The sequence below is a fragment of the Listeria tempestatis genome (assembly GCF_963575625.1).
Lineage (GTDB): Bacteria > Bacillota > Bacilli > Lactobacillales > Listeriaceae > Listeria > Listeria tempestatis.
This window is the reverse complement of record NZ_CAUYTK010000001.1, coordinates 83,702-107,228: the sequence shown is the minus strand read 5'-3', so window position 1 is coordinate 107,228 and position 23,527 is coordinate 83,702. Positions and strand designations below refer to the sequence as shown.

At 37.8% G+C, this 23,527-nt stretch carries 26 protein-coding genes and 1 riboswitch; of the genes, 10 read left to right on the top strand and 16 right to left on the bottom strand.

The window, feature by feature from the left end:
- Positions 1-40: 40 nt before the first annotated feature.
- From R8923_RS00630 to R8923_RS00620, 3 genes are all read left to right on the top strand, one after another.
- Entirely contained in the window at positions 41-424 is a 384-nt protein-coding gene (locus tag R8923_RS00630) for a rhodanese-like domain-containing protein (protein ID WP_485870825.1), read from the top strand.
- A 56-nt stretch (positions 425-480) separates the two neighbouring features.
- A complete protein-coding gene (locus R8923_RS00625; protein WP_485870824.1) occupies positions 481-1,104 on the top strand; it encodes a pentapeptide repeat-containing protein in 624 nt (207 codons plus the stop codon).
- Between the two features lie 101 nt (positions 1,105-1,205).
- The gene (locus tag R8923_RS00620; protein WP_485870823.1) at positions 1,206-1,745 is read left to right on the top strand and encodes a hypothetical protein; all 540 of its coding nucleotides are present in this window, start codon (positions 1,206-1,208) and stop codon (positions 1,743-1,745) included.
- A gap of 41 nt (positions 1,746-1,786) precedes the next feature.
- Here the strand turns inward: R8923_RS00620 and gcvPB are convergent, their stop codons facing one another.
- From gcvPB to gcvT, 3 genes are read right to left on the bottom strand one after another with little or no spacing between them, the layout of a single operon-like run.
- The gene (gene gcvPB, locus R8923_RS00615) at positions 1,787-3,241 is read right to left on the bottom strand and encodes an aminomethyl-transferring glycine dehydrogenase subunit GcvPB (protein WP_485870822.1); all 1,455 of its coding nucleotides are present in this window, start codon (positions 3,239-3,241) and stop codon (positions 1,787-1,789) included.
- Positions 3,238-4,596 (bottom strand): aminomethyl-transferring glycine dehydrogenase subunit GcvPA, encoded by a 1,359-nt coding sequence (gene gcvPA / locus R8923_RS00610; RefSeq protein WP_485870821.1) that lies wholly within the window; start codon positions 4,594-4,596, stop codon positions 3,238-3,240. Before gcvPA ends, gcvPB begins: the two co-directional genes overlap by 4 nt.
- A 29-nt stretch (positions 4,597-4,625) precedes the next feature.
- Entirely contained in the window at positions 4,626-5,711 is a 1,086-nt protein-coding gene (gene gcvT / locus R8923_RS00605; protein ID WP_485870820.1) for a glycine cleavage system aminomethyltransferase GcvT, read from the bottom strand.
- A gap of 80 nt (positions 5,712-5,791) precedes the next feature.
- Positions 5,792-5,882: riboswitch (glycine riboswitch) on the bottom strand.
- A 345-nt stretch (positions 5,883-6,227) separates the two neighbouring features.
- Between gcvT and comGA the strand changes: the two genes are divergently transcribed.
- From comGA to comGF, 5 genes are all read left to right on the top strand, one after another.
- Positions 6,228-7,256, top strand: coding sequence for a competence type IV pilus ATPase ComGA (comGA, locus tag R8923_RS00600; protein ID WP_485870819.1), 1,029 nt, complete (start codon positions 6,228-6,230; stop codon positions 7,254-7,256).
- Positions 7,225-8,256 carry a competence type IV pilus assembly protein ComGB gene (gene comGB / locus R8923_RS00595; protein WP_485870818.1) on the top strand — a complete coding sequence of 344 codons (1,032 nt, stop codon included), beginning with the start codon at positions 7,225-7,227 and terminating at the stop codon, positions 8,254-8,256. The genes comGA and comGB overlap by 32 nt, the downstream gene beginning before the upstream one ends.
- 13 nt (positions 8,257-8,269) lie before the next feature.
- On the top strand, positions 8,270-8,584 hold the full coding sequence (gene comGC, locus R8923_RS00590) for a competence type IV pilus major pilin ComGC (protein ID WP_485870817.1): 315 nt from the start codon (positions 8,270-8,272) through the stop codon (positions 8,582-8,584).
- Positions 8,584-9,000, top strand: a complete 417-nt coding sequence (gene comGD / locus R8923_RS00585) for a competence type IV pilus minor pilin ComGD (protein ID WP_485870816.1) — start codon at positions 8,584-8,586, stop codon at positions 8,998-9,000. Before comGC ends, comGD begins: the two co-directional genes overlap by 1 nt.
- Positions 9,001-9,224: 224 nt before the next feature.
- Complete coding sequence (gene comGF, locus R8923_RS00580; RefSeq protein ID WP_485870815.1) at positions 9,225-9,677, top strand: competence type IV pilus minor pilin ComGF; 453 nt, start codon at positions 9,225-9,227, stop codon at positions 9,675-9,677.
- Between the two features lie 218 nt (positions 9,678-9,895).
- Here comGF and R8923_RS00575 read toward each other — a convergent pair whose 3' ends face one another.
- The 6 genes from R8923_RS00575 to rpmG all read right to left on the bottom strand — a co-directional run bounded on the left by R8923_RS00575 (position 9,896) and on the right by rpmG (position 14,666).
- Positions 9,896-10,993 carry a YqgU-like beta propeller domain-containing protein gene (locus R8923_RS00575; RefSeq protein ID WP_485870814.1) on the bottom strand — a complete coding sequence of 366 codons (1,098 nt, stop codon included), beginning with the start codon at positions 10,991-10,993 and terminating at the stop codon, positions 9,896-9,898.
- Between the two features lie 86 nt (positions 10,994-11,079).
- The gene (locus R8923_RS00570; protein WP_485870813.1) at positions 11,080-12,051 is read right to left on the bottom strand and encodes an ROK family glucokinase; all 972 of its coding nucleotides are present in this window, start codon (positions 12,049-12,051) and stop codon (positions 11,080-11,082) included.
- 16 nt (positions 12,052-12,067) lie between these two features.
- A complete protein-coding gene (locus R8923_RS00565; protein WP_485870812.1) occupies positions 12,068-12,274 on the bottom strand; it encodes a YqgQ family protein in 207 nt (68 codons plus the stop codon).
- A complete protein-coding gene (locus R8923_RS00560) occupies positions 12,271-13,821 on the bottom strand; it encodes a rhomboid family intramembrane serine protease (protein ID WP_485870811.1) in 1,551 nt (516 codons plus the stop codon). The genes R8923_RS00565 and R8923_RS00560 overlap by 4 nt, the downstream gene beginning before the upstream one ends.
- A gap of 98 nt (positions 13,822-13,919) precedes the next feature.
- Entirely contained in the window at positions 13,920-14,465 is a 546-nt protein-coding gene (locus R8923_RS00555; RefSeq protein WP_485870810.1) for a 5-formyltetrahydrofolate cyclo-ligase, read from the bottom strand.
- A 51-nt stretch (positions 14,466-14,516) separates the two neighbouring features.
- Positions 14,517-14,666, bottom strand: a complete 150-nt coding sequence (rpmG, locus tag R8923_RS00550; RefSeq protein ID WP_003719608.1) for a 50S ribosomal protein L33 — start codon at positions 14,664-14,666, stop codon at positions 14,517-14,519.
- Between the two features lie 192 nt (positions 14,667-14,858).
- On the opposite strand from rpmG, the gene R8923_RS00545 reads away from it, so the two are divergent.
- Positions 14,859-15,257: a hypothetical protein gene (locus R8923_RS00545; protein WP_485870809.1), complete on the top strand. Its 399-nt coding sequence runs from the start codon at positions 14,859-14,861 to the stop codon at positions 15,255-15,257.
- Positions 15,258-15,285: 28 nt separating this feature from the next.
- Positions 15,286-15,759, top strand: a complete 474-nt coding sequence (locus R8923_RS00540; RefSeq protein ID WP_485870808.1) for an endolytic transglycosylase MltG — start codon at positions 15,286-15,288, stop codon at positions 15,757-15,759.
- A 37-nt stretch (positions 15,760-15,796) separates the two neighbouring features.
- Here R8923_RS00540 and pnp read toward each other — a convergent pair whose 3' ends face one another.
- The 7 genes from pnp to infB all read right to left on the bottom strand — a co-directional run bounded on the left by pnp (position 15,797) and on the right by infB (position 23,511).
- Positions 15,797-17,971 carry a polyribonucleotide nucleotidyltransferase gene (pnp, locus tag R8923_RS00535; protein WP_485870807.1) on the bottom strand — a complete coding sequence of 725 codons (2,175 nt, stop codon included), beginning with the start codon at positions 17,969-17,971 and terminating at the stop codon, positions 15,797-15,799.
- A gap of 221 nt (positions 17,972-18,192) precedes the next feature.
- A complete protein-coding gene (gene rpsO, locus R8923_RS00530; protein ID WP_003719603.1) occupies positions 18,193-18,462 on the bottom strand; it encodes a 30S ribosomal protein S15 in 270 nt (89 codons plus the stop codon).
- Between the two features lie 125 nt (positions 18,463-18,587).
- The gene (locus R8923_RS00525; RefSeq protein ID WP_485870806.1) at positions 18,588-19,535 is read right to left on the bottom strand and encodes a bifunctional riboflavin kinase/FAD synthetase; all 948 of its coding nucleotides are present in this window, start codon (positions 19,533-19,535) and stop codon (positions 18,588-18,590) included.
- A 67-nt stretch (positions 19,536-19,602) separates the two neighbouring features.
- Positions 19,603-20,523, bottom strand: a complete 921-nt coding sequence (truB, locus tag R8923_RS00520) for a tRNA pseudouridine(55) synthase TruB (protein WP_485870805.1) — start codon at positions 20,521-20,523, stop codon at positions 19,603-19,605.
- Positions 20,524-20,574: 51 nt separating this feature from the next.
- Complete coding sequence (gene rbfA / locus R8923_RS00515; protein ID WP_485870804.1) at positions 20,575-20,919, bottom strand: 30S ribosome-binding factor RbfA; 345 nt, start codon at positions 20,917-20,919, stop codon at positions 20,575-20,577.
- A gap of 10 nt (positions 20,920-20,929) precedes the next feature.
- Positions 20,930-21,208, bottom strand: coding sequence for a DUF503 domain-containing protein (locus R8923_RS00510; protein ID WP_369821475.1), 279 nt, complete (start codon positions 21,206-21,208; stop codon positions 20,930-20,932).
- A complete protein-coding gene (gene infB / locus R8923_RS00505) occupies positions 21,208-23,511 on the bottom strand; it encodes a translation initiation factor IF-2 (protein WP_485870803.1) in 2,304 nt (767 codons plus the stop codon). The genes R8923_RS00510 and infB overlap by 1 nt, the downstream gene beginning before the upstream one ends.
- Between the last annotated feature and the right edge of the window lie 16 nt (positions 23,512-23,527).

Sequence of the window (23,527 nt, the reverse complement as noted above, 5' to 3'; positions counted from 1 at the left end):
ATAATAGAAATGATGTTGTACTTAGAAAGGAGTTTATGAGTTGGATTTTAGTTGGATTTTAGCCATTGCCATTTTACTGATTTTACTAGGTTATGAAGTGTATCAGCTAATTATGCGCAGAAAAGCAGTCAAGGTTTTATCAGAAGAAGAGTTTAAAGAGGGGTATCGCAAAGCGCAACTTATTGATGTGCGCGAACCTAATGAGTTTGATGGTGGTCATATTTTAGGAGCAAGAAATATTCCTGTGACACAACTTAAACAACGTATTTCTGAGTTCCGCAAAGATCAGCCGATTTACTTGTACTGTCAGTCCGCGCAGCGTAGTAACCGCGCAGGTATCATGCTTTATAAACGCGGCTACCGAAATATTTATCAACTAAAAGGCGGTTTCCGTAAGTGGAAAGGTAAAACAAAAGCAAAGTAAATATGAACGCCGTCTCAATTTATGAGGCGGCTCAAATTTTATAAAGGAGCGTATATATGTCTAAAATAGTAGCACCAAAAATTCCTCATCATTTAATAAATGCGTTTGAAGCAGACCTAGCTGATTCTTTTTTACAGCACATCCTTTTTACTGGCACTTTTCCTCTTCAAGAAGCTGAAAGTCTTACGTTCGATCAATCGAAATTTGAAAATGTCTTTTTTGAAGGTCGTCATTATCCAAAATTTGACTTGACCGATGTCCTTTTTGAAAAATGTAATTTATCAAATCTCTCACTCTATTCAAGTACCGTTCACCGCGCAAGATTTCACGATTGCAAATTAACGGGTGTTGATTTCTCCGACAGTTTATTTCATAATGTTACCTTCCAAAACTGCTTGCTAGATTTAGCTGGCTTTAGTTTCTCAAAATTTAAAAATGCTAGCTTTGTTGATTGTCAGTTAGTTGGGGCTGAATTTGAAAGTACCGAGTTCAAACAATTTTCATTTCAAAATTGCCTTTTGACAGACTGTCTTTTCGCTAACACTTCACTAAATGGACTCGACTTTACAAGTTGCACTTTTGATAAACTAATTGCCTCAATAGAGTCGCTTAAAGGATTAAAAGTTACTTCTGAACAAGCCATAAAATTATCCACCTTGCTTGGCATCGTTATCGAATAAAAATCAGACTAAATACTGATTAATTTTCCGTCTATCGTAGGTTATAAATCCTCTATTTTCCCGCTAAAATAATGGTATCGACATAAAAAGGGGATTTCAAAATGAAGATATACATACTTTTAACTAGCACCAACACACTGCTTGCGAGAACAATTCAAAAATCAACAGGGTTTCCGTTCTCACACGTCTCACTTGCATTAGATGCTTCACTTTTTAATACATATAGTTTTGGAAGAAAAAGTGATTTAAATCCATTTCAAGCGGGTTTTGTTCGGGAAAACATGCATGATCCAATCTTTCAAAATGCAACTTGCATCATTTATGAGCTTCGAGTTTCCAAAGAAAAATATGACCAAATTAAACGTTCCGTACATAAAATGAAGCGTAGAGAAAAACACTATCGCTATAATTTTTTAGGCTTGTTCGCCTTACTTTTCCAAATTCCGTATAAACGTGAAAACTATATGTTCTGTAGTCAATTTGTTGGACGGACACTTCTTGAGGCAGATATTAACATTGATAATATTCCTCCAGAATTATTAAAGCCTAGTGACTTCACAGCTTTTGAACCACTAAATGAAGTGTTCTCTGGTCAATTAAAAGACTACCCAATTTTTGAAAAAGATAATAAAATTGCTTAAAAAATAGGGAAGTAAGCTACAAGCCTACTTCCCTATTTTTATTATTTTTGGTAACGAAGGACTGGTTTTCTTGCAGCACGTGTTTCATCAAGACGTTTTACATAGGTATCATGCGGAGCCTCTTGGACGATCTCAGGATCATCTTCCGCTTCTTTCGCAATTTGTAACATTGTGTCGATGAATTTGTCAAGTGTTTCCTTCGATTCTGTTTCCGTTGGTTCAATCATCATCGCTTCTTCTACAATGAGCGGGAAATATACCGTTGGCGGATGGAAATTGTGGTCTAAAAGACGTTTGGCAATATCTGTCGTTCTAACGCCAAGTTTCTTTTGACGATTGCCGCTAAGGACAAATTCGTGTTTGCATACTTGGTCGAATGGTAAATCAAATGCTTTTTCAAGACGGCGCATCATATAATTGGCGTTTAAGACAGCATACTCGGTTACTTTTTTGAGTCCATCTGGGCCCATGGTGCGGATATACGTATACGCCCGGACATTAATTCCGAAGTTTCCATAATAAGGTTTTACGCGCCCTATTGATTGCGGGTAGTTATAATCAAATGTGTAGCTTTCCCCTTCTTTTGTTAAAACAGGCGTAGGTAAAAATGGAATTAAATCTTTTTTGATTCCAATTGGGCCGGAGCCAGGTCCACCACCGCCGTGCGGACCGGTAAATGTTTTATGCAAGTTTAAATGCACCACATCAAATCCCATGTCCCCTGGACGCACTTTTGCCATAATCGCATTTAAATTTGCCCCGTCATAGTATAGTTTTCCTCCTGCAGCGTGAATAATTTCCGCAATTTCAACAATATCTTTTTCAAAAAGTCCGAGTGTGTTCGGGTTCGTCAGCATGAGTGCGGCTGTATCTTCACCAACAACAGCACGCAAATCTTCTACATCTACAAGACCTTGTTCATTCGACTTAACGGTTACAACTTCAAAACCTGCTACAGTTGCAGAAGCTGGGTTCGTACCGTGTGCAGAATCGGGAATAATAACTTTGGTTCGCTTCAAATCGCCATTTGCTTCGTGATAAGCACGGATTAGCATGAGCCCCGTCCACTCACCTTGTGCTCCTGCTGCTGGCTGTAATGTGACCTCATCCATTCCTGTAATTTCCACTAAGCTCATCTGCAAATCATATAAAAGTGCCATCGCCCCTTGTACAGAACTTTCAGGCTGATAGGGATGAATATTTGCAAAACCAGGAAAACGTGCAACTTTTTCGTTAATTTTCGGATTGTACTTCATCGTACATGAACCTAGTGGATAAAACCCTGAATCTACACCAAAGTTATGGTTTGAAAGCTCCGTATAGTGACGCATAATTTCAAGTTCGCTAAGCTCTGGTAAATCCGCTTTCTCCGAACGAATATAGCGCGACTCAAAAATATCTTCTAAATTTGTTTCAGGAACATCTTGCTCTGGTAGGCTAAAACCGATACGTCCTGGCACAGAACGTTCGAATACAAGTTTCATCGTTTCACTCATTTTACACCCTCCAAACTCTCTACTAATGCTGTAATAAAGGCATCGATTTCGTCTTTCGTACGCATTTCTGTTACGGCGACAAGCATATGGTTTGCATAACGCGGTGCATAGAGCCCTAAATCAAAACCACCTATAAAACCGCGTCCTAGTAAAGCTTCATTAATATTTTTCACTGGCTCATCTAATTTCACCACAAATTCATTAAAGAAAGCGTCCGAGAATAAAACGGTAAAACCAGCCGCTTGAAACGCATTTTTAGCATAATGTGCCTTATCAATGTTTTGCTTTGCCATTTCAGGAAGCCCGTTCTGTCCTAGTGCAACCATTGCAACCGAGGAGGCAAGCGCGTTTAACGCTTGATTTGAACAGATATTAGATGTTGCTTTATCACGACGAATGTGCTGTTCGCGTGCCTGAAGCGTAAGCACATAGCCACGTTTGCCATTTTCATCAACTGTTTCGCCGACTAAACGGCCTGGAACTTTACGCATTAATTTTGTTGTACAAGCGAAATACCCACAGTGCGGACCACCAAATGATTCAGGAATCCCAAATACCTGTGTATCGCCTGTAACAATATCTGCCCCAAATTTCCCAGGTGGGGTTAAAATTCCTAAAGCGAGCGGATTACTTGAAACGATAAGCAGTCCTTTTTGTTCATGAACAATCGCCTCAATTGCTGCTAAATCTTCTATTTGCCCATAAAAATTCGGATAGCCAACAACGACACCGGCAACTTCATCGTTCATTGCTACTTTAAGTGCCTCCAAATCAGTTTTTCCATCTTTTTCAGGAATAAGTTGTACGTCCACGCCTTGTCCACTTGCATAGGTTTCTAATACGTGTTTGGATTCAGGATGAACCGCTTCAGAGACCAAAACTTTCTTTCGTTTCGTATGACCAGCTGCAAGCATGGCGGCTTCAGCAAGTGATGTCCCCCCGTCATACATCGATGAGTTCGCTAAATCCATTCCAGTAAGTTCTGCAATCATGGTCTGAAACTCAAAAATCGCCTGCAATTCTCCTTGAGAAATTTCAGGTTGATACGGCGTATAGGCCGTGTAAAACTCAGAACGCGAAATGACATGGTCAACAATTGTTGGGATGTAATGTGAATATACACCTGCACCTAGAAATGAGGCAGCTTCTTGTGTATTCACATTTTGCGCAGCTAGTTTTGTCAGTTCACGCAACAAATTAGGTTCCGAAATCGCAGGTTTCAAATTATAATCTCGATTAAATCTGATTTTCTCCGGGATATCCGTGAACAAATCTTGTATGGAACTGACCCCAATTGTTTCTAACATTTCTTTTTCATCTTGCTCCGTCATTGGTAAGTAGCGAAATTTTGACATGTTCTTTCCTCCTTTTAATTGCGTAAGGTTTATTTTCCTCGTTTATAAAACGGCGTTTCAACAACGACAGCTTTTAGTTTTTTGTTGCGCACGGAAACTTCAAGCTCCGTTCCAATTTCAGCATATGACGAGTCGATTAAGGCAAGTCCTAAGTTTTTCCCTAAAGTAGGTGATTGTGTTCCTGAAGTGATTTCCCCAATTTCTTTTTCGCCTAGATAAACTGGATAGCCGTGTCTTGGTATCCCACGGTCGAGGAGTTCTACCCCAACGAGTTTACGTGGCACACCTGCTTCTTTTTGTGCAATGAGTGCGGCCTTTCCAATAAAGTCTGGCTCTTTTTTTAATTTCACAGCGAAGTTTACGCCCGCTTCAAGTGGCGTAATATCTTTTGATAGCTCTTGACCGTAAAGCGCCAAATTCGCTTCAAATCGAAGGGTATCACGTGCACCGAGTCCAATTGGTTTTGCACCAGCATTTGTCACTGCATTAAACACGGTAATTGCATCTTCAGCTGCCATATAAATTTCAAATCCGTCTTCACCTGTGTAGCCGCTACGCGAAATGATTGCGTCAACGGAAGCTACCTTTTCTTCTACAAAACCAAAAAACGGAATACTCGCCAAATCTGCATCTGTCAATGTTTGCACGAGTTTCTCGGCGTTAGGTCCTTGTACTGCAAGTTGACCATATTCTGCTGACACATTTTTCACCTCTACATCTTCGGTGACGTGTTCTTTTAGCCAGTTAAAGTCTTTTTCTGTATTTGCAGCGTTCACAACGAGTAAATAGTCTTCACTGTTACGTTTATAAACGACTAAATCATCAACGGTTCCCCCGTCTTCATAACACATAATATTATATTGCGCACGTCCATCTTTTAGGTTTGAAATATTATTTGTGAGCATTTTCTCTAAGTAAGCAGTGCTCTCTTTCCCTGTCACATGAACTTCACCCATATGTGAAACATCAAATACTCCAACATCCGTGCGAACTGTTTCATGCTCGGCTTTTATCCCTGCAAATTGTACTGGTAAATCCCATCCCCCGAAATCAATTGTTTTGGCTCCGTACTTCTCATAAACTGAGTGAAGCGGTGTCCGTAGTAATTCTGTCAAAATGAAAACCTCCTTTTAAATTTAAGCATAGGAAAAAGGCTTACTAAATCATAAGCCCTGTCGTCTGAACTCCAGAGTTGCGTCCCATAAACATCCTTTTGCCTGAGAGTTTCACATACTTTATGCTTTCCCCGTCGGCGCTGTTTTAACAGTCTCTCTGTTTATTTTCAACCGCATTTTACATATGTACCTGCCTTTTCCTATAGCTTATCACGCCTCGCAACGTTCGGCAAATTATACGTTCTAACGTATATAAAAGTATTTTTTTATTGCATTGTTCGTAATGAAAAGGCTTTATTTATTTTCGTACGAAAAAACGTACGCATAGTTATTGAATTCACAAACTTTTTGGAGAAAAAATTTTTTTATGTGTTGGTGATGTATTTTTTGACATCAATTAAGCGTTTGCATTTTTATCCTGTTGTCTAAAAATCATTGTCCGGCAGGAAAACCCTTTTATCCAAAAAAGGAGTTTGGAATGTGCGCGGCGAATATAATTAGCAAGAGGTGAATATCATGCCCCAAATTTTTTTAGATCGTATTTTAGAACAGTGTTTTGAGCTGCATGCAAGCGATTTGCATGTGCATCCTTCTCTGACTTGTTATCTTGTAAGAGTTCGCGTTTCTGGAAAACTCTATCCTTTAGCAACTTTGCCATTTAATCATGGTGACAAGCTGATTTCTTTTTTGAAGTTCAATGCGCAAATGGATATTGGCGAAAAACGAAAGCCGCAATCTGGGCAATATGAGCGTGTAGTTAATAATCGCACAATTTCTCTTAGAGTTTCTACGTTGCCAAACAAAACGGGAAAGGAAAGCATGGTTTTGCGGCTATACAATTGCGCGGAGTCGCTTCCGTTTTTAGAAACAACTCTTTTTTATGAGACAGCAAAATCTATTTTAGGTTGTTGTGCTTCTAAATCAGGTTTATTTCTATTTTCAGGTAGCACAGGAAGTGGCAAATCCACATCTATGTATAGTCTTGCTACTGAATTAACTCGGCACACACATCAACATGTTGTCACTATTGAAGATCCTGTCGAACATTTTCATCAAGAGTTCTTACAAATCGAAGTTAATGAACGTGCTGGGCTTACTTATGGAACAATTATACGCTCACTTTTAAGGCATGATCCAGATATTCTAATTATTGGTGAAATCCGTGATAGCGAGACTGCGCAAATGGCCATACGAGCTGCTCTAACAGGACATCTTGTGATGAGTACTGTCCATGCAAATAGTTTAGATGGCATTATTGCTAGACTAGCTGAATTAGGTGTGTCAAAAGAAAATTTAGCACATTGTTTGCTTGGTATAAGCTTTCAAAAAATTCATGCCCTATATTGTCCACTATGTTTAAATTCTTGCCATCTTTTTTGCACACATCTTTCAAGAAAACGCACTGTTTTATACGAAATCGAAACACGACAAATGCATCTTTTGCAAATGATAGAAGGGCAGAGAGCTACCCCCTTACTTTCACTTAACAAACAATTTCAGAAAGGACATTGCTATGGCTTTTTTAAACCAAACCGACTGGAATAAAGATGGCGATTTCCTAATTCGCCTTTCCGAACTTTTAGGCAAAGGTTTTCCAATTGATACTGCTATTGCCTATCTAGCAATCACTTCAAAAAAAGAAAAAAGACGCTACCATATCATGCTTGAAACATTAAATACTGGTGCGAATTTTTCAACAGCACTACAAAAAGCTGATTTTCCCTCCTTCATATCGGCACCTGTCCTTTACGCAAATGAACACGGTTATTTTAACGAAACTCTACTAGAGTGCGGCAAACTTTTAAAAAGAAAAGCTGAACAACAAAAATCTTTAAAAAAGACATTTCAATATCCGGCTGTTCTCTTTTCAACCGTCATCATTGTATTTTTCTTGTTACGGATTTTCTTGCTACCTAAATTTGATTTACTTTTTAGGCAAATTGCTAATGGTAAAAATACCTCCAGCCAGTTCTCTTATTTCTTGTTGCAGCAATTGCCGATTATATTGTTTGGCGTTATGCTAGGTTGTTTTTGCCTATTCTTATTCATTTTAAGAAGGAGTAAGCGAAAAGATGCTTTAAGACGAGCCTTTTTTTTCAATAAAATCCCTATTGTTTCTAGCTTTACACGCATCCATTATTCACAACTTTTTGCAAGAGAGTGCGGTTATTTATTAAAAAGTGGGCTTTCTATCCAACAAACTTTTCAGCTTTTCTCGGAAAAGGAATCAACCTCCTTTTTCATGAATATAGGTGAAAAATTTACAGCCTCCTTAGAAAAAGGTACTTCTTTCACCGATGCTACAAAATCGATTGGTATTTTTGAAAAAGAACTGGTCTACATTATTAAACATGGTGAAAAAAATGGTACTTTACCGGATGAGCTTTTATTTTATTATGATTTTTGTCATAGTAAAACGCTCGAAAAAACAGAGAAGCTTTTTGGTTATATTCAACCAGCCGTATTTCTTATTATCGGCATTTTAATTATTTCAATTTATTTATCAATTCTCTATCCAATGTTTTCGGTGGTTAATCAAATCTAAAAGGAGTGTTTTTATGTTTAAAATCAATTGGAAAGATAACGAAGCCTTTACTTTAGTAGAAATGTTAATTGTTTTACTTGTCGTAAGTGTTCTGCTGCTATTAACGATTCCAAACATCGTGAAGCAAAGTAAATCTATTAATGATAAAGGTTGTACGGCTTTTATTTCCGTCGTAGAAAGCCAAGTACAAGCCTATCAATTAGAATTCAATCAAATCCCAAGTTTTTCCGACCTCCTAGCAAAGGGGTATTTGTCTGAAGATCAAAAAAGTTGCCCTAATGGAAAAACCGTTCAAATTGATGCTTCCGGAAATGTTAAGGAAAACTAGTGAAAAATGATGGTTTTACACTTATTGAAATGTTATTTGTCTTATTGATTTGTAGTCTAACCATTCAATTATCAATTACGCCAGTTCATAGTCTTATTAATCAAATTTCAGAAAAAGAAATGCTCGAGCAAATTAAGGCAGATATTTATCTAGCGCAAACCATTGCAATTACAAGTAATAAGCGTACAGAAATTATTTTTAGTCAAGAGCAGTTTTATGTAGTAATTGACGACCAAGTACGATTCGCAGAAAAATTTCCCAAGTCGCTAAAAGTTCTTCAACTAGAAAAATTTCAATTTTTACCAAACTCGGGCCATATAAATCGGTTTACAACCGTTCATTTTGAAGGACTTACACGTAACTACAAATGGATTTTTCAAATTGGGAAGGGGCGTTTTAGAATTGAAGAAGCCTAATGGTTTTACGCTCCTTGAAAGTATTTTTTCGCTTAGTATTTTAATTTTGATTACTTCTTTCATTATGCCGTTGATTTTATTTATGCTTAGTCAACTTGAAGCTGAGCAAGACTTAACAATACTTTATCAGCATCTATATAATCAAATTGAAATTCAACACCCCCTCCCTTTCAAAAAAGAAATTGATGGTTTTTATATTGAGCAATTAAAAAAGGAGGAGATTTGTGGCTGGTCAAATAAAAACAAAAAATGTCTCCCTCTCTCCAAATAAAAATGCTTTTAGCCTTCTGGAATCTATTGTGGCACTTTTAGTCACCATCATCATTTTTACAATGATTCCTTTTTTACTGCAAACCGAAAAAAAGATTTTAAATGCAACGAATATTTCTCATAGTGCGGAATGGCATATTTTTATGAAACAACTACGGGAAGAAGTTTTAGACAGGGAAGTTCAAATTCTATCAGATAATAAATTTTGTTCTATTTCGAGTAAAGAAGTTTGTTATGAATTCTATAAAGATATAATTCGCAAACAAGTTGATGGAAAAGGACATGAAACATTACTTACAAATGTCACTCAATTTTCGCTTTCTTTAAATGATGCTGAACTCAGTTTAAAAATCAGAACAACTGCCAATAAAAATTTTACGACTCGACTTGCGCTAGAAAGGGAGTGAATTTATTATGAAAAATGGCTTTTCTCTCCCAATTACTATATTTATTCTTTTTATTAGCTTTCTTATCTTAACCAGTGTGATAACTCTTTTTAATCGCCAAATCGAATTCGAGCATAGATGGCAAAATTATTATATGGAGAGAATAAAGCAATTTGGTCGATAACTAACTTCTTGTACGCAAAATAACGCACTGCCTACTTTTATTAGACAGTGCGTTATTAATAAATTCGCTCAGATGATGAGACTAGGTTTAAAATTTTCCCATCATTGATAGAAATAAGTTGTTCAAACTGATATCCATATAAGATTTTTTTACCGTCTGGAGAGCTAACTATAGGTTTATTATCCATGAGTTCCATAATGACACGGTGCGCTTTCTTTTCTGGATTCACCAATACAAGCCGATAATCATTTCCTTGTGGACTTACTTTTTTACTTTCATACGGTTCAAAAGTTAAAAAAGTCTTGCTCGTAAAATTTTTATCGAAATAAGGAATAAACGTCCCTAATTCATCGTATTCTCTAGGCATATCATATTTATAAATAGTTTGAAAGCCAATCGTCCGAAAATCATACGTAACTTTTGATGAATCATCAGCTCGCTCAGTTGTTAAAAGCATATTATGACTTACAGCAAATTGTAAAATATTAGCTACGATAAGACTTTCTGGTTCTTGTTCTCTAGTATCTTCCAAATATAAATTGCCGAGTTCACTATCAGGTTCTTTTCGATTTACTACATATAAATTATCACTATACCAGCTAACAAATTGTGATGTAGTCGTTACTTTTGAAATTTCACTTGTTTCTGTATCAATAACATTTACGGTGTAGGCAAAATTCTGATCAAAGAGCACCATCATTATTTTATTCACCGAATCTTGATTCCAATAAAAATTGGCAGACAAAGGTTCCATCTCTTTGGTCATAATCGTATCACCAGTAGATGTCGAATGAACAGATAAATTCACTTTATTATTTTTTTGAATGGCATAGATGAGAAACCTAGTTCCATCTGGACTTAATTGCACATCAGAAATTAAGCTATTTACAGATAGTATTCTTCCTTCTTTTCCCGTATAAATATTGTAGTTAATAAAGTTTGTACTATTTCCTTGTTGCGCTTGAACTAAAACACTTTCATTATTTAACCAGCCAATGATGCGAACAAATTTCTGCTTACTTGTTTGAAATGGTTTGACGGTCATGCTCTCATTTTCCCTAGCATCTTTCTTCTCAGGAGGAGAGCATCCAAATGATGTAGAAGTGATGACTGCTAAGAACAAAACTAGGATAAGTACTTGTTTTTTCTTCATTTGAAGCCTCCAATCTGTTTATCTATCCTTAAAAATACCCTTTTTAGAATAAGCTAAAACTAGATTAGATGGCACTTTTTTAATTATTAAGCTTCCTCATTTGGGAGCGCTAACCATGCAGCGCCAATAACACCTGCATCATTACCTTTAGTAGCGATTGAAATTTTAGTCGATTCCCTAACTGCTGGGAATACCATTGTTTCAAAGTATGCAATAACTGGTTTTAATAAAGCGTCACCGGCAGCTGAAACTCCCCCGCCAATAATGATTTTTTCAGGATTTAACATATTTCCAATATGGCTAAGTGCTAATGCTAAATAGAAGGAAATTTTATCAACAACTTTTTTAGCTAATTCATCATTTTCTTTTTCAAAATCAAAAACAAGTTTAGCTGTCACTTCTTCATCATTTAAAATGGCATCACGCAGTTTAGAATCACCTGAGAAATCTTTTGCGAGGTCTTTTGCAACACGTACAATACCTGTTGCAGATGCAATTGTCTCTAGGCATCCTTTCTTTCCGCATGTACAATCATAACCATTTTCAGGTACAACAGTAACATGACCAATTTCGCCAGCAGCCCCTCTCACACCGTGAAGAATTTTGCCTTCAGCAAAAATTCCACCGCCGACACCTGTACCTAGTGTGACAAATACTACGTTTGCACCGCCTTCTCCGGCACCTTTCCAGCGTTCACCAAGTGCGGCAACATTTGCATCATTATCTAAGTGAACTTTTAGTCCTGTTATACGCTCAAGATCTTCTGACACATTTTGTTCTTCCACCCAGTTTAAATTATAAGCGCCTTTTACAGTCCCTTTTTCAAAATTTACAGCACCTGGGGTTCCCATACCGATTCCGTAGAATTCATCACTTTTAACTTGAAGTTCTGCCAATTTTTGATTTAAGCTATTGCCAATATCTTGAACAATATTTTTGCCGTTATCCTCGATGTTCGTTTTAATTGTCCATTTATCAGTAATATCGCCCTCTTTGTTTAAAAGCGCAATTTTAGCTGTCGTTCCACCTAAATCAATACCAATTAACTTTTTGTCCATGTCCCTTATTCTCCTTTTATTTACTATTTTTCTTCTGTTCTTTTATTAATTCTTGTTTTAGAATGCCTCGTGCTTTTGCATATAACTCTCTCTCTAAAATTTGATGTTTAAAAAGTTCAGTTAGTTCATGCTCCATCATTTCGATATCATACTCGCGTTTACCAAGATAAATGATAATGCCATATTTTTTTAATAGCTGTGCTACATCATAAACAGAATTCATAGCGTTCCCTCTAACTGGTTAGGATTTTTTAATTGATTATAGAAATCTAAAAAGTATTTTTCATCAGATAAGTCCTTTGCTTTTTCTGCTTCTTTTAAAGCATTTTCTCGGTCACCTTTGTGCAAATAGGTTACTGCTAAAACATAATGTGCTTGAGGAATATCTGGATTTAATAGAATTGCTTCTCTTGCAGCAGCTTCTGCTTTCGCATAATGTTTATTTTGTAAGGCTTCTGTAGCCATAAGTGTATAGGTATATTCATCAGCACTTCTTGTTTCCACTAGATAAGAAAGTATTTTATTGGCTTCTTTATGATTTTCTTCTTGTAAATAAGATTGTGCAATGCTATTACTAATTGCAGGATTCTGAATTTCTCCTGCTTTGTTAATGCCCATAATTAGAAATAAAGTCGTTAGCGTAATAAATCCTATTCCGTAAAAAAGTCGACGCCAGTGAAAATATTGTAGTGGTAAAGATAATGCTCCTGCTAAAAAGAAGCCTCCGACAAGACCACCTACATGTCCAGCTAAATCGATTCCAGTTGCAAAAATGTCGATGATTAGATTTACTGCAACTAACGCTGCAATACTAGAACCAATTGTTTTAGCATAAAGATGCGGTTTTAACACGACTAAGTACAACAAAGCACCAAAAAGAGCGAAAACTGCGGTACTGGAGCCAACAGCTACATTACTATTCAAAGCAAAGCTTGCGATATTTCCAGCAATTCCACCTATTAGCAAAATGGAAATATAACGCCATCTTCCATAAAGTTTTTCTGCCCATGGGCCAACAATGTAGAGCATCAAGCAATTAGAGGCAATATGCATAAGCCCCGTGTGCAAGAAAATAGGCGTAATAAAGCGCCACCATTCGCCTTGATAAATAAGCGGGTTAAACTTAGCACCGTATTCAACTAATGTGAATGTATTAAGTGACATATCTTTGAAAAAGACCCAAAGAAAATAAGCAACCTGCATCGCGATGAAGGCATAAGTAATAAGTGGTTTTTCTTTTCTTGCCGTTTGTTGTTCTTCCGTTACCTTTTTTGTAATGTAGTTGATGACAGTTTGTCGTTCTAGTGCGACGCGTGACTCTGTTATGTCACCATCTACAGAAAATGTTCCTTGCTGAATTCCAAGTTCTATTTCTAACTCTCGCAATTTTTGTTCTGTATGTTCTGTTGAAATTAAAAAGTTCTGGAGTGAAATTTTATTATTTTTTTCTGTTATTGTTTTCTCAAATACCGGTTTATCCCCAACAGGCTCAAAGGGACTAATGTAAATGTTTACGAGTGAAAGTTTCAATCTCCCCATTTGTTTACGAAGATTTTCGGCCACATTGAAGACATGTCTAATATCACGCTCCACTACACTTGCCCACCCTAATTCCCGCATTTGAATACGGATAACAGGGCGATCCTTTTTATTTGGGTTATCTAACCATAATTCTTGTTTTTCTTCGTGTAAATGAATGAGTCGATAGTTTTCTTGCCCTAAAAAATAATTCGTTAGTAGCCAGAAAACATAATTTTCTTGGAGGCTCAAAAAATTCCCTGCTTTCTCTCTAAAAATACAGATTACATTTACTACTATACGCAAAAAAATAGGCGTTGTAAACAAATCCTAAATAAAATTCTTTATGATTAAATAACCAAAATTTTCTCAACTGGAATATCATGTGCTTCTGGCTTTAAATCGCCACTTATTTGCTCACTAAAACAAAGCGATATAGTGTGATTGGGATAGTTTTCAAGATAGCGGTCATAAAAGCCACCGCCAAAGCCTATACGATATCCTGCATCGTTATATACTACACCTGGAACAATCAGTAAATCAATGGCTTCTTTTTGCACAACAGGCGCTTTTTCACTTGGTTCTTTAAGTCCTAATTTTTTCTCGACTAATTGATCCCCACTTTGATACTTTCGAAATTGCATGTTATGTCCGGGATAGAGGGTTTCAGGGATAACAATTGTTTTTTGTTCATGAAAAGCCCGTTTGATGATAGATGTTGTATCTAACTCGGGGAATCTTGAAATTGTTACACCAATAATCATTGATTGTTGCCATTCGGGCATGTTAAAAAGTTGATTTGCTAATTTTTCAGATTGCTCACGATGTTTTTCTTTATCCATTTCATTTAGTTGGCGCAAAATTTTTTGACGTAAATCGCTTTTATTTATTAGCATGAGGAAACCTCCCTTTTAAAATAAAAAAAGCAACAGGGGAAATCCTGCTGCTTACTTTGTTTCGCGGTGTAAAGTTACACGACGCAATCTTGGACAATATTTTTTTAGTTCAATACGTTCAGGATTTTCACGTTTATTTTTAGTCGTAATGTAGTTACGATCGCCACACTCTGTGCATTCTAAAGTAATATTTACGCGCATTGTTTTCCCTCCAACTCTATCAGAAAAATTATTTATAGACCTGTATTATAATATCATTTTTAGGCTTATTCTGCAAGGTTACTTGTGATTTTCTTTTTATTTTCTTTACAAATCTCAAAAGGCATGGTCTTTTAACACGCTTTATGTTATAAATAAAAGTAGAGTATTAGTGAAAAGAGGTGTTACTACACAATGACCGCAATCATAATAATTCTTCTTGTTGCTGCTATTGTTCTTTTTATTGTGTCGTTCTTGAAAAAAGGAGATACTGAACAGACAGAAAGCGAATTTGAAGAAGTTGCGTCACAGTTATTGCATGAAAATTATCAGCTTAAACAGCGTATTTCTGCGATTGAAAAAGCTATGCAAAACACTGAAAATGACGAAGTGACTACAGAAGTAAAAGATGGAACAACTGAGATGGCTGCGAAAGAGCCCTCTTCTACTCCGAGTCCTAAAATGCAATCTCTATTAAAAAAACAAGTTATCACCCTTTACACTTCGGGGATTGCAACTGATGAGATCGTCGAACAATCTTCTCTTTCAAAAGAGGAAGTTGAACAAATCATAGAAGAATACTTGGAACATTGATTCCAACTGGCAAGAAAGGGGTAAATCATTGAAGAATAATTTACGCATGATTGCTCTTGGTCTACTCATTTCAGCTGTTGTCCTTTTTGTTTATTCAGAATTTTTCTCTTCAGAAACTGATGCAGCAATAAAGGAACCAGCAACGAAACAAGCAGCTGGAAATAGTAATACTTGGAAGCAAAAATATGAAAAACTGTTAGCTCAGCAAGAGCTTGAAAAAAATGAAGCTGCTGAAAAAGAACGTCAAGAAGCTGAAAAGAAAGCTGCCGAAGAAAAGAAGAAAAATGAAGAGAAAAAATATACGGTTGTCGTTTCTAAAGGCGAGCCTACTTCTCAAGTAAGTCAAGACTTGAAAAATAATGGTATTATTGCAAATGCGCAAGACTTCGATAACTATTTGAAACAAAATAACTATGAAAAATATGTTCGTGATGGTAAATATGATGTCACCAATAAAATGACGTTTGAACAACTCGCGAAAAAGTTAACGCATCAAGATTAAAAAAGCCAAAGTGCCTGAGAGCACTTTGGCTTTTTATTTATTTAGATTCATCTTTTTTAAAACGAGGTTTTCTTGGGCGGTCTTTTTTCTCCTGTGCTTTTTTCTCGTCATAGCCTTCTGGTTTTTCAAGAAGTACTTTACGTGAAAGATTGACACGACCTTGATGATCGACTTCAATAACTTTGACAGTAACTTCATCGCCTAGTTTTAGAACGTCTTCTACTTTACCAACACGCTCATAAGCAAGCTCGGAAATATGCACGAGACCATCTGTTCCTTTGAACAACTCAACAAAGGCTCCAAATTTTTCGATACGACGAACTTTTCCTGTATAAATCTCACCAACTTGAACTTCACGAACGATATCTTCAATAATGCTTATTGCTTTTTTATTCATTGCTTCATCTTGAGAAGCAACATAAACTGTCCCGTCTTGTTCAATATCAATTTTTACGCCAGTTTCTTCAATGATTTGGTTGATTTGTTTTCCACCAGGTCCAATAACATCTTTGATTTTATCTGGCTTAATCGTCATTGTAACAATTTTTGGTGCATACAGAGAGAGCTCTGTGCGCGGTGCACTAATTGTACTCATTAAGTGTTCTAAAATGTGCAAACGACCTTCTTTTGCTTGTGCAAGAGCTTCTTCTAAAATTTGACGGCTCAAACCATCGATTTTAATATCCATTTGAAGTGCTGTGATTCCTTCACTTGTTCCAGCCACTTTAAAGTCCATATCACCAAAATGGTCTTCCATACCTTGAATGTCGGAAAGAATTGTGTAGTCATCGCCTAATTTCACAAGCCCCATTGCAATTCCCGCTACTGGCGCTTTAATCGGTACACCAGCATCCATTAAAGCGAGTGTCGAACCACAAATACTTGCTTGAGAACTTGATCCATTGGATTCTAGAACTTCAGACACAAGACGAATTGTATACGGGAAGTCTTCTTCAGACGGGATAATATATTGAAGTGCACGCTCACCCAACGCTCCGTGTCCAATTTCACGGCGACCAGGCGCACGGCGCGGACCAGTTTCCCCTACACTGAATTGCGGGAAATTATAGTGGTGCATAAAACGTTTGTACTCCTCAGCACCTAGTCCATCAATGATTTGATGCTCACGAAGAGGCGCTAGCGTACAAATGCTTAATGCTTGTGTTTGACCACGTGTAAACAAACCAGAACCGTGTACACGCGGGAGTAGACCAGTTTCAGAGGATAACGGACGAATTTCGTTAACCTTACGACCATCTGGGCGGATTTTTTCTTGTGAGATGAGACGACGCATTTCATCTTTTTCAATCATTTCCAAAATATGAGCGACTTCTGCTAAAACATCATCTTCATCTTCAAGCTCTTTTGCTTTATAGCCCTCTAAAATTTCTTCTTTTACATCTTCAATTGCAGCTTCACGTGCTTTTTTCTCTTCAGTTTGAATGGCTGCTTTCATTTTTGCTTCACTTAAGCTTTTTACTTCCTCTTCAAGTTCTGGATCTGTTACAAAAAGCTCAATTTCGCGTTTTTCTTTTCCGACAGCTTTAATGATTTCTTGTTGAAATTCGCATAGACGCTTGATTTCTTCGTGTCCAAACATAATCGCTTCAAGCATGGCTTCTTCAGATACTTCTTTAGCCCCAGCTTCAACCATATTAATTGCTTCATGTGTTCCGGCAACAGTTAATGAAATATCGCTTTTTTCAGCTTCTTCAATAGTTGGGTTGATAATAAATTTACCATCAACACGTCCTACATCAACACCTGCAATTGGGCCATCAAATGGAATATCTGAAATGCAAAGTGAGATGGAAGAACCTAACATGGCTGCCATTTCTGGTGAGCAATCTTGGTCAACACTAAAAACAGTCGATGTAATTTGCACTTCGTTACGGAATCCTTCGGCGAATAACGGACGAATGGGACGGTCAATAAGGCGTGCAGTTAGTGTTGCACGGTCACTTGGGCGTCCTTCACGTTTTAAAAATCCGCCGGGCACTTTACCAACAGAGTACATTTTTTCTTCATAGTTTACCGTTAGCGGGAAAAAATCTCCTGGTCTTGGTTTTTTTGATCCAACTGTTGCGGTCAGGACAACTGTATCGCCGTAACGTACGAGTGCTGCTCCACTAGCTTGTTTTGCTAATTGTCCTACTTCGATTTGTAATTTCTTTCCTGCAAGCTCTGTCTGAAATACTTGTTTTTCTGACATAAATCATTCTCCTTTTTTAGAGAACGTTTTCCTTTACCATGCATAAGAATGCTTCATGCACACCCCGAGTGCGGGGCACGCATGAATCCAAAAACCTACTACTCAGGCAAACTGTTTTTAGCACGTTTTTGGATTCATGCGATAAATAAAAAATCGTCCTCTTTTTTCTTAATAAAAAAGCGGGAGACAAAAATCGTTCCCCGCTTTTCTTGGTTTCGTTATTATCTACGTAAACCTAAACGTTTAATAAGTTCGCGGTAACGTTGAACATCTTTTTTACGTAGGTAAGTAAGTAGGTTACGACGGTGACCTACCATTTTCATTAAACCTCTGTAAGAATGATGATCTTTTTTGTGTACACGAACATGCTCATTTAAGCTGTTGATTTCTGCAGTTAGTACAGCAATTTGTACTTCCGGCGAACCTGTATCCGTATCATGAACACGGTATTCAGCAATGATTTCGTTTTTACGTTCTTGAGTTAAAGCCATTTAACTCCACCTCCTAAATTTTCTAATCCCCACTTACTGAGCTATGCGCCGGTGACTCGCAACAGCCAAGTAAAGGTTCTTGTCGTACAGATTTAAAGATACACTAATTTTGGAATAAAATCAAGTTAAATCAAACTTCCTCCTGCGAAATAACGACGGGTGTTCTCTTCGTCTTTTTTCAGCTGTTCAATTAGGCCTTCCATTCCACTAAACTTCATTTCAGGTCTGAAGAAATGGAACCATTCAATTTCTGCACTTTCACCGTAAATTTCGCGGTCAAAATCTAAAATATACACTTCAATGGAAAGCTCTTGGTCCGTTTTAAAAGTGACATTGTAACCAATACTTGCCATGCCATGATAGGTTTCGCCGTTTACAATAAATTTCACTGCATAAATTCCAAGTTTTGGAATGAGGTAATCACCGTCAATACGCATGTTTGCTGTCGGAAAGCCTAACGTGCGCCCACGCTTATCACCGTGAATGACTGTGCCGCGAACTTTATACGGGTATCCTAGAAGTTCATTTGCCTCGTCTAATTCGCCGCTTTCAATGTAATTGCGGATATTTGTTGAGCTAATTTTCGCTTTAAAAGCTTCTTGTTTATCCACAACAGTGACATCAAAACGTCCATTTGCATATTCAGGCAAATCACTCATTTTTCCAGCACCTTTTTTGCCGTACGAATAATCAAAGCCAGCCACAACATGTTTGGCATTTAGTCCAACTAAATATTGTTCGACAAATTCTTCTGGTGACAACTCGGAGAAAGCAGCCGTAAAACGCACCACGTATAAAATATCAACACCAAGTGCCGCTATTTTTTCTTCTTTTTCCTCCAACGGGGTCAAATATTTTACTTTCTTTCGCATTTTACTTAGCACAACAGACGGATGCGGGTCAAAAGTGAGGACTGCACAAAGTTCATTGTTCGCTTTCGCGATTTCCTTGGCGCGCAAAATGACTTCCTGATGTCCGCGATGAACACCGTCAAAAAAGCCTAGCGCGATTGTTTTCGGTTTCAATTCTGAAGTTAACATATTATTAGGGTGATGTATAAAAATAGTTTCCATGAAATCTCCTTTTCACTCATAACATTTCCTACATATCATATCTATTTTTCACCTTTTTGGCAAAAAATTAGTTTAGCGGACCATCTCTTAATTCGATAACTTTTTCAGGTTTTAAAAGATGCGTTTTAGTTGGGTGGGGCTTATAAATGGCAACCAATTTGTTGTTTCGCATCATGGCAAACAAATTTCCGTTTGGCGCATCAAAAAGCGCCTTTTCGAGTACCACACCATTTAGTACTTTTTTATAAAGCACATCATTTAATTCGAGCTGCGGCATATCAAAAATGCCTTTTTCAAGAGGTTCGAGGAAGTCAAAACGGTTGTCGCTGACTTGTTTTTCAATTTCTGCTAAAGTCAGGCAATCTTTTTTTTCAAAAAAACCGCTTTTTGTGCGTTCGAGCGTTGCCATATGAGCCGGCAAGCCAAGTTGTTCGCCAATCATCACTGCTAATGTACGAATATAGGTCCCTTTCCCGCAAGCGATGCGGATTTGGAACGTAGCATTTTCGGCAGTCAGTTCACCAGAATCGAGCCTTTCTAGCGCATAAATTTGCACGATGCGTTTTGGTCGCTCCACAGTTTCCCCAGCACGTGCGTATTCGTAAAGTTTTTTGCCATTTACTTTTACAGCAGAGTACATGGGCGGAACTTGTTCGATGTCGCCTGTTAATTTAGCCAAAACATCAACTAATTTTTCCTCCGAGATTGCCGTTTGAAGTTCCTTTTTTAACACAACTTCACCCGTTGCATCTTCTGTTGTCGTGCTTGTTCCGAGTGAAACTGTCGCCACATACTCTTTCCCTTCATCCGTTATGTATTCAGCAAGTTTTGTTGCCCGACCAACACAAATCGGCAATACTCCTTCGACTTCTGGATCAAGCGTTCCTGTATGTCCGACTTTTTTTGTTCCTAAGATTTTGCGCAGTTTAAAGACACAATCGTGACTCGTCATGCCGCGCTCCTTAAATAAAGGAATGATTCCTTCCATAAAAAGTCCTCCTTTCGCAAAAAGAGAGGCAAAAAGCGCCCCTCTAAAAAGTTATTCACCTTTATTTAAATCTCTTAAAAGTTCGTCAATACGATTACCGTATTCTAACGAGCTATCCATTTCAAACAGAAGCTCTGGTACTTTCCGTAGGCGCATTCGCTTGCCAATTTCAGAGCGAATAAAGCCATGTGCTTTTTCAAGCGCAAGTAGCGTATCTTCGCGCTCTTTTTCGTTCCCTAAAATTGAAATAAACACCGTCGCTTGTTGCAAATCACCCGTCACTTCTACATCTGTAATCGTGATAAAGCCAAGACGAGGATCTTTTAATTTTCGGTTTAAAATGTCGCCGAGTTCTTTCTTCATTTGCTCCGCAACACGATCTGCTCTCAAACTCATTTTGTTCACCTCATAACCATTCAATGTCCGTCAAAAGGCGCTCCCATTCGGGAAAGGAGTCTAGAAAGCGTAGCACTTCCTGACCTTCCTTTTCCGTTTGGACACGCGAACTTCCGACAATCACAAAACCAATTTCCGTGCGCTGCCACTTATCAAGAAAGCCTATTTCTGCCATAGAAACATTAAATTTCTGGCGTGCGCGCATTAAAACGCGTTGTAATACGGCACGCTTTTCTTTTAAATTTTGGGCTTCATAAATATGAAATGTTAGAGCGGCACTATAAATGATCATTTTCTTTCGATTTCTTCCATTACAAATGCTTCAATCACATCGTCTTCTTTAATATCATTAAAGTTTTCAATTGTAATCCCACATTCAAATCCTTTAGCTACTTCTTTTGCATCATCTTTGAAGCGTTTCAATGTAGAAAGCGTACCTTCAAATACAACGATACCATCACGAATTAAGCGGACTCCGCTGTCACGTGTAATTTTACCATCTGTCACATAACAGCCAGCAATCGTACCAACTTTAGACACATTAAATGTTTGGCGAACTTGTGCTTGCCCAATGATTTTTTCTTCATATTCTGGATCAAGCATTCCTTTCATCGCCGCTTCAATTTCTTCAATTGCTTTATAAATAACGCGGTGTAAACGAATATCTACACCTTCATTTTCGGCACCTTCACGAGCTTGAGTCGTTGGTCGAACGTTAAAGCCGATGACAATTGCATTCGATGCAGCCGCTAATGTAATATCGGATTCATTAATTGCACCTACTGCTGTATGAATAATTTTAACATTCACACCTTCTACTTCGATTTTGCGAAGTGATGCAGCAAGAGCCTCAACGGAACCTTGAACGTCTGCTTTAATAATGACGTTAACTTCTTTCATTTCGCCAGCTTTCATATGTTCAAATAAGTTGTCTAGGCTGACGCGATTTGTCGCTGAACGTTGCTCTTGAAGAGCTTTTGATGCACGCGTTTCACCGACACTACGAGCTGTCTTTTCATCTTCAAAGACTACAAACCGATCACCCGCTTGTGGGACACCATTTAAACCAGTAATTTCAACTGGCGTACTTGGTCCCACTTTTTTCACACGACGACCTAAATCATTCACCATTGCACGAACGCGTCCAAACGTATTTCCGACAACAATTGGATCACCAATATTTAACGTCCCATCTTGAACGAGAAGTGTCGCCACAGAACCGCGACCTTTATCAAGTTCAGCTTCGACAACTGTACCAATCGCACGACGTTCAGGGTTAGCTTTTAACTCCTCTACTTCCGATACAAGTAAAATCATATCTAAAAGGTTGTCTAAACCTTCACCAAACTTCGCTGAAATTGGTGCGAAAATAGTATCGCCGCCCCAGTCTTCTGGAATAAGCTCATATTCCGTTAATTCTTGCATGACGCGATCAGGATTAGCCTGTGGTTTATCGATTTTATTTACAGCAACGATAATCGGCATTCCAGCAGCTTTTGCATGGTTAATTGCTTCAATCGTTTGCGGCATAACACCATCGTCAGCAGCTACAACAAGAATCGTAATATCCGTAATTTGGGCCCCGCGTGCACGCATCGCAGTAAAGGCCGCGTGACCAGGTGTATCTAGGAAAGTAATCTTCTTCCCGCGAACATCAAGCTGATAAGCCCCAATATGTTGCGTGATACCGCCTGCTTCGCCAAGCGTTACTTTTGTATTACGCAAAGAATCAAGAAGTGTTGTTTTTCCGTGGTCAACGTGCCCCATAATTGTAACAACTGGCGGGCGTTCTTCTAAATGCCCGGCATCTTCTTCAACTGCATTTTCAAAATAAACATCTAAGTCCGTAATATCCACTTTAATTTCTTCTTCTACTTCAACACCGTACTCTGAACAAATAAGTTCAATAGCATCTTTGTCTAAAGATTGATTAATTGTGGCAACAACACCAAGTAGGAAAAGCTTTTTGATAATTTCTGATGGTTCCCGGTATAATTTTTTCGCCAATTCGCCAACCGTTAAAGATTCACTGAAAACGATTTTTTCTGGAAGCTCCTTAGGTTTTGGCGGAGTTGGTGGTGTCGTACTGTAATTTGTTTTACCTTTTCGTTTCGTATTTTTCCCACTACGATTTTGATTATTAAATCCACCACGTTGGTTATTATTTTTTCCACCACGATTTTGGTTGCTATTTTTTCCACCTTGATTGTTGTTCCGATTACCGCCAGAATTATTATTCTGATTGTTAGAACGGTTCGCACTCTGCCCGCTTTGAGTCCCACGACTCGCCTGAGCTTGCGTTTTATTTTGCGTATTTGTTTGCGGTTTTTCCGCACGATTTTGACTCGCTGGTTTTTTGTTTTCTTGTTTATTCAGTTTATTTGGCTCCTTACTTGTTCCTGTGCTCTGCTTTGCTTCATTTACAGGCTGATTTTTTTTCGAAAAAGATTCATCAAGTTGTCTAAGTGCGTTATCATTAATCGTTGACATATGATTAGCGACTTCAACACCCAAACTTCGTAACTTTTCAATGACTTCTTTGCTCGACAATTGCTGTTTTTTTGCGTACTCATATACACGAATTTTACTCATGCCGTACACCTCCATT

Coding starts and splice junctions, on each gene's coding strand:
- R8923_RS00625 (WP_485870824.1), top strand. CDS start 481: ATGTCTAAAATAGTAGCACCAAAAATTCCTCATCATTTAATAAATGCG.
- R8923_RS00620 (WP_485870823.1), top strand. CDS start 1,206: ATGAAGATATACATACTTTTAACTAGCACCAACACACTGCTTGCGAGA.
- gcvPB (WP_485870822.1), bottom strand. CDS start 3,241: ATGAGTGAAACGATGAAACTTGTATTCGAACGTTCTGTGCCAGGACGT.
- gcvPA (WP_485870821.1), bottom strand. CDS start 4,596: ATGTCAAAATTTCGCTACTTACCAATGACGGAGCAAGATGAAAAAGAA.
- comGA (WP_485870819.1), top strand. CDS start 6,228: ATGCCCCAAATTTTTTTAGATCGTATTTTAGAACAGTGTTTTGAGCTG.
- comGB (WP_485870818.1), top strand. CDS start 7,225: ATGGCTTTTTTAAACCAAACCGACTGGAATAAAGATGGCGATTTCCTA.
- comGC (WP_485870817.1), top strand. CDS start 8,270: ATGTTTAAAATCAATTGGAAAGATAACGAAGCCTTTACTTTAGTAGAA.
- R8923_RS00575 (WP_485870814.1), bottom strand. CDS start 10,993: ATGAAGAAAAAACAAGTACTTATCCTAGTTTTGTTCTTAGCAGTCATC.
- R8923_RS00570 (WP_485870813.1), bottom strand. CDS start 12,051: ATGGACAAAAAGTTAATTGGTATTGATTTAGGTGGAACGACAGCTAAA.
- R8923_RS00565 (WP_485870812.1), bottom strand. CDS start 12,274: ATGAATTCTGTTTATGATGTAGCACAGCTATTAAAAAAATATGGCATT.
- R8923_RS00555 (WP_485870810.1), bottom strand. CDS start 14,465: ATGCTAATAAATAAAAGCGATTTACGTCAAAAAATTTTGCGCCAACTA.
- rpmG (WP_003719608.1), bottom strand. CDS start 14,666: ATGCGCGTAAATATTACTTTAGAATGCACAGAGTGTGGCGATCGTAAC.
- R8923_RS00545 (WP_485870809.1), top strand. CDS start 14,859: ATGACCGCAATCATAATAATTCTTCTTGTTGCTGCTATTGTTCTTTTT.
- pnp (WP_485870807.1), bottom strand. CDS start 17,971: ATGTCAGAAAAACAAGTATTTCAGACAGAGCTTGCAGGAAAGAAATTA.
- rpsO (WP_003719603.1), bottom strand. CDS start 18,462: ATGGCTTTAACTCAAGAACGTAAAAACGAAATCATTGCTGAATACCGT.
- R8923_RS00525 (WP_485870806.1), bottom strand. CDS start 19,535: ATGGAAACTATTTTTATACATCACCCTAATAATATGTTAACTTCAGAA.
- truB (WP_485870805.1), bottom strand. CDS start 20,523: ATGGAAGGAATCATTCCTTTATTTAAGGAGCGCGGCATGACGAGTCAC.
- rbfA (WP_485870804.1), bottom strand. CDS start 20,919: ATGAGTTTGAGAGCAGATCGTGTTGCGGAGCAAATGAAGAAAGAACTC.
- infB (WP_485870803.1), bottom strand. CDS start 23,511: ATGAGTAAAATTCGTGTATATGAGTACGCAAAAAAACAGCAATTGTCG.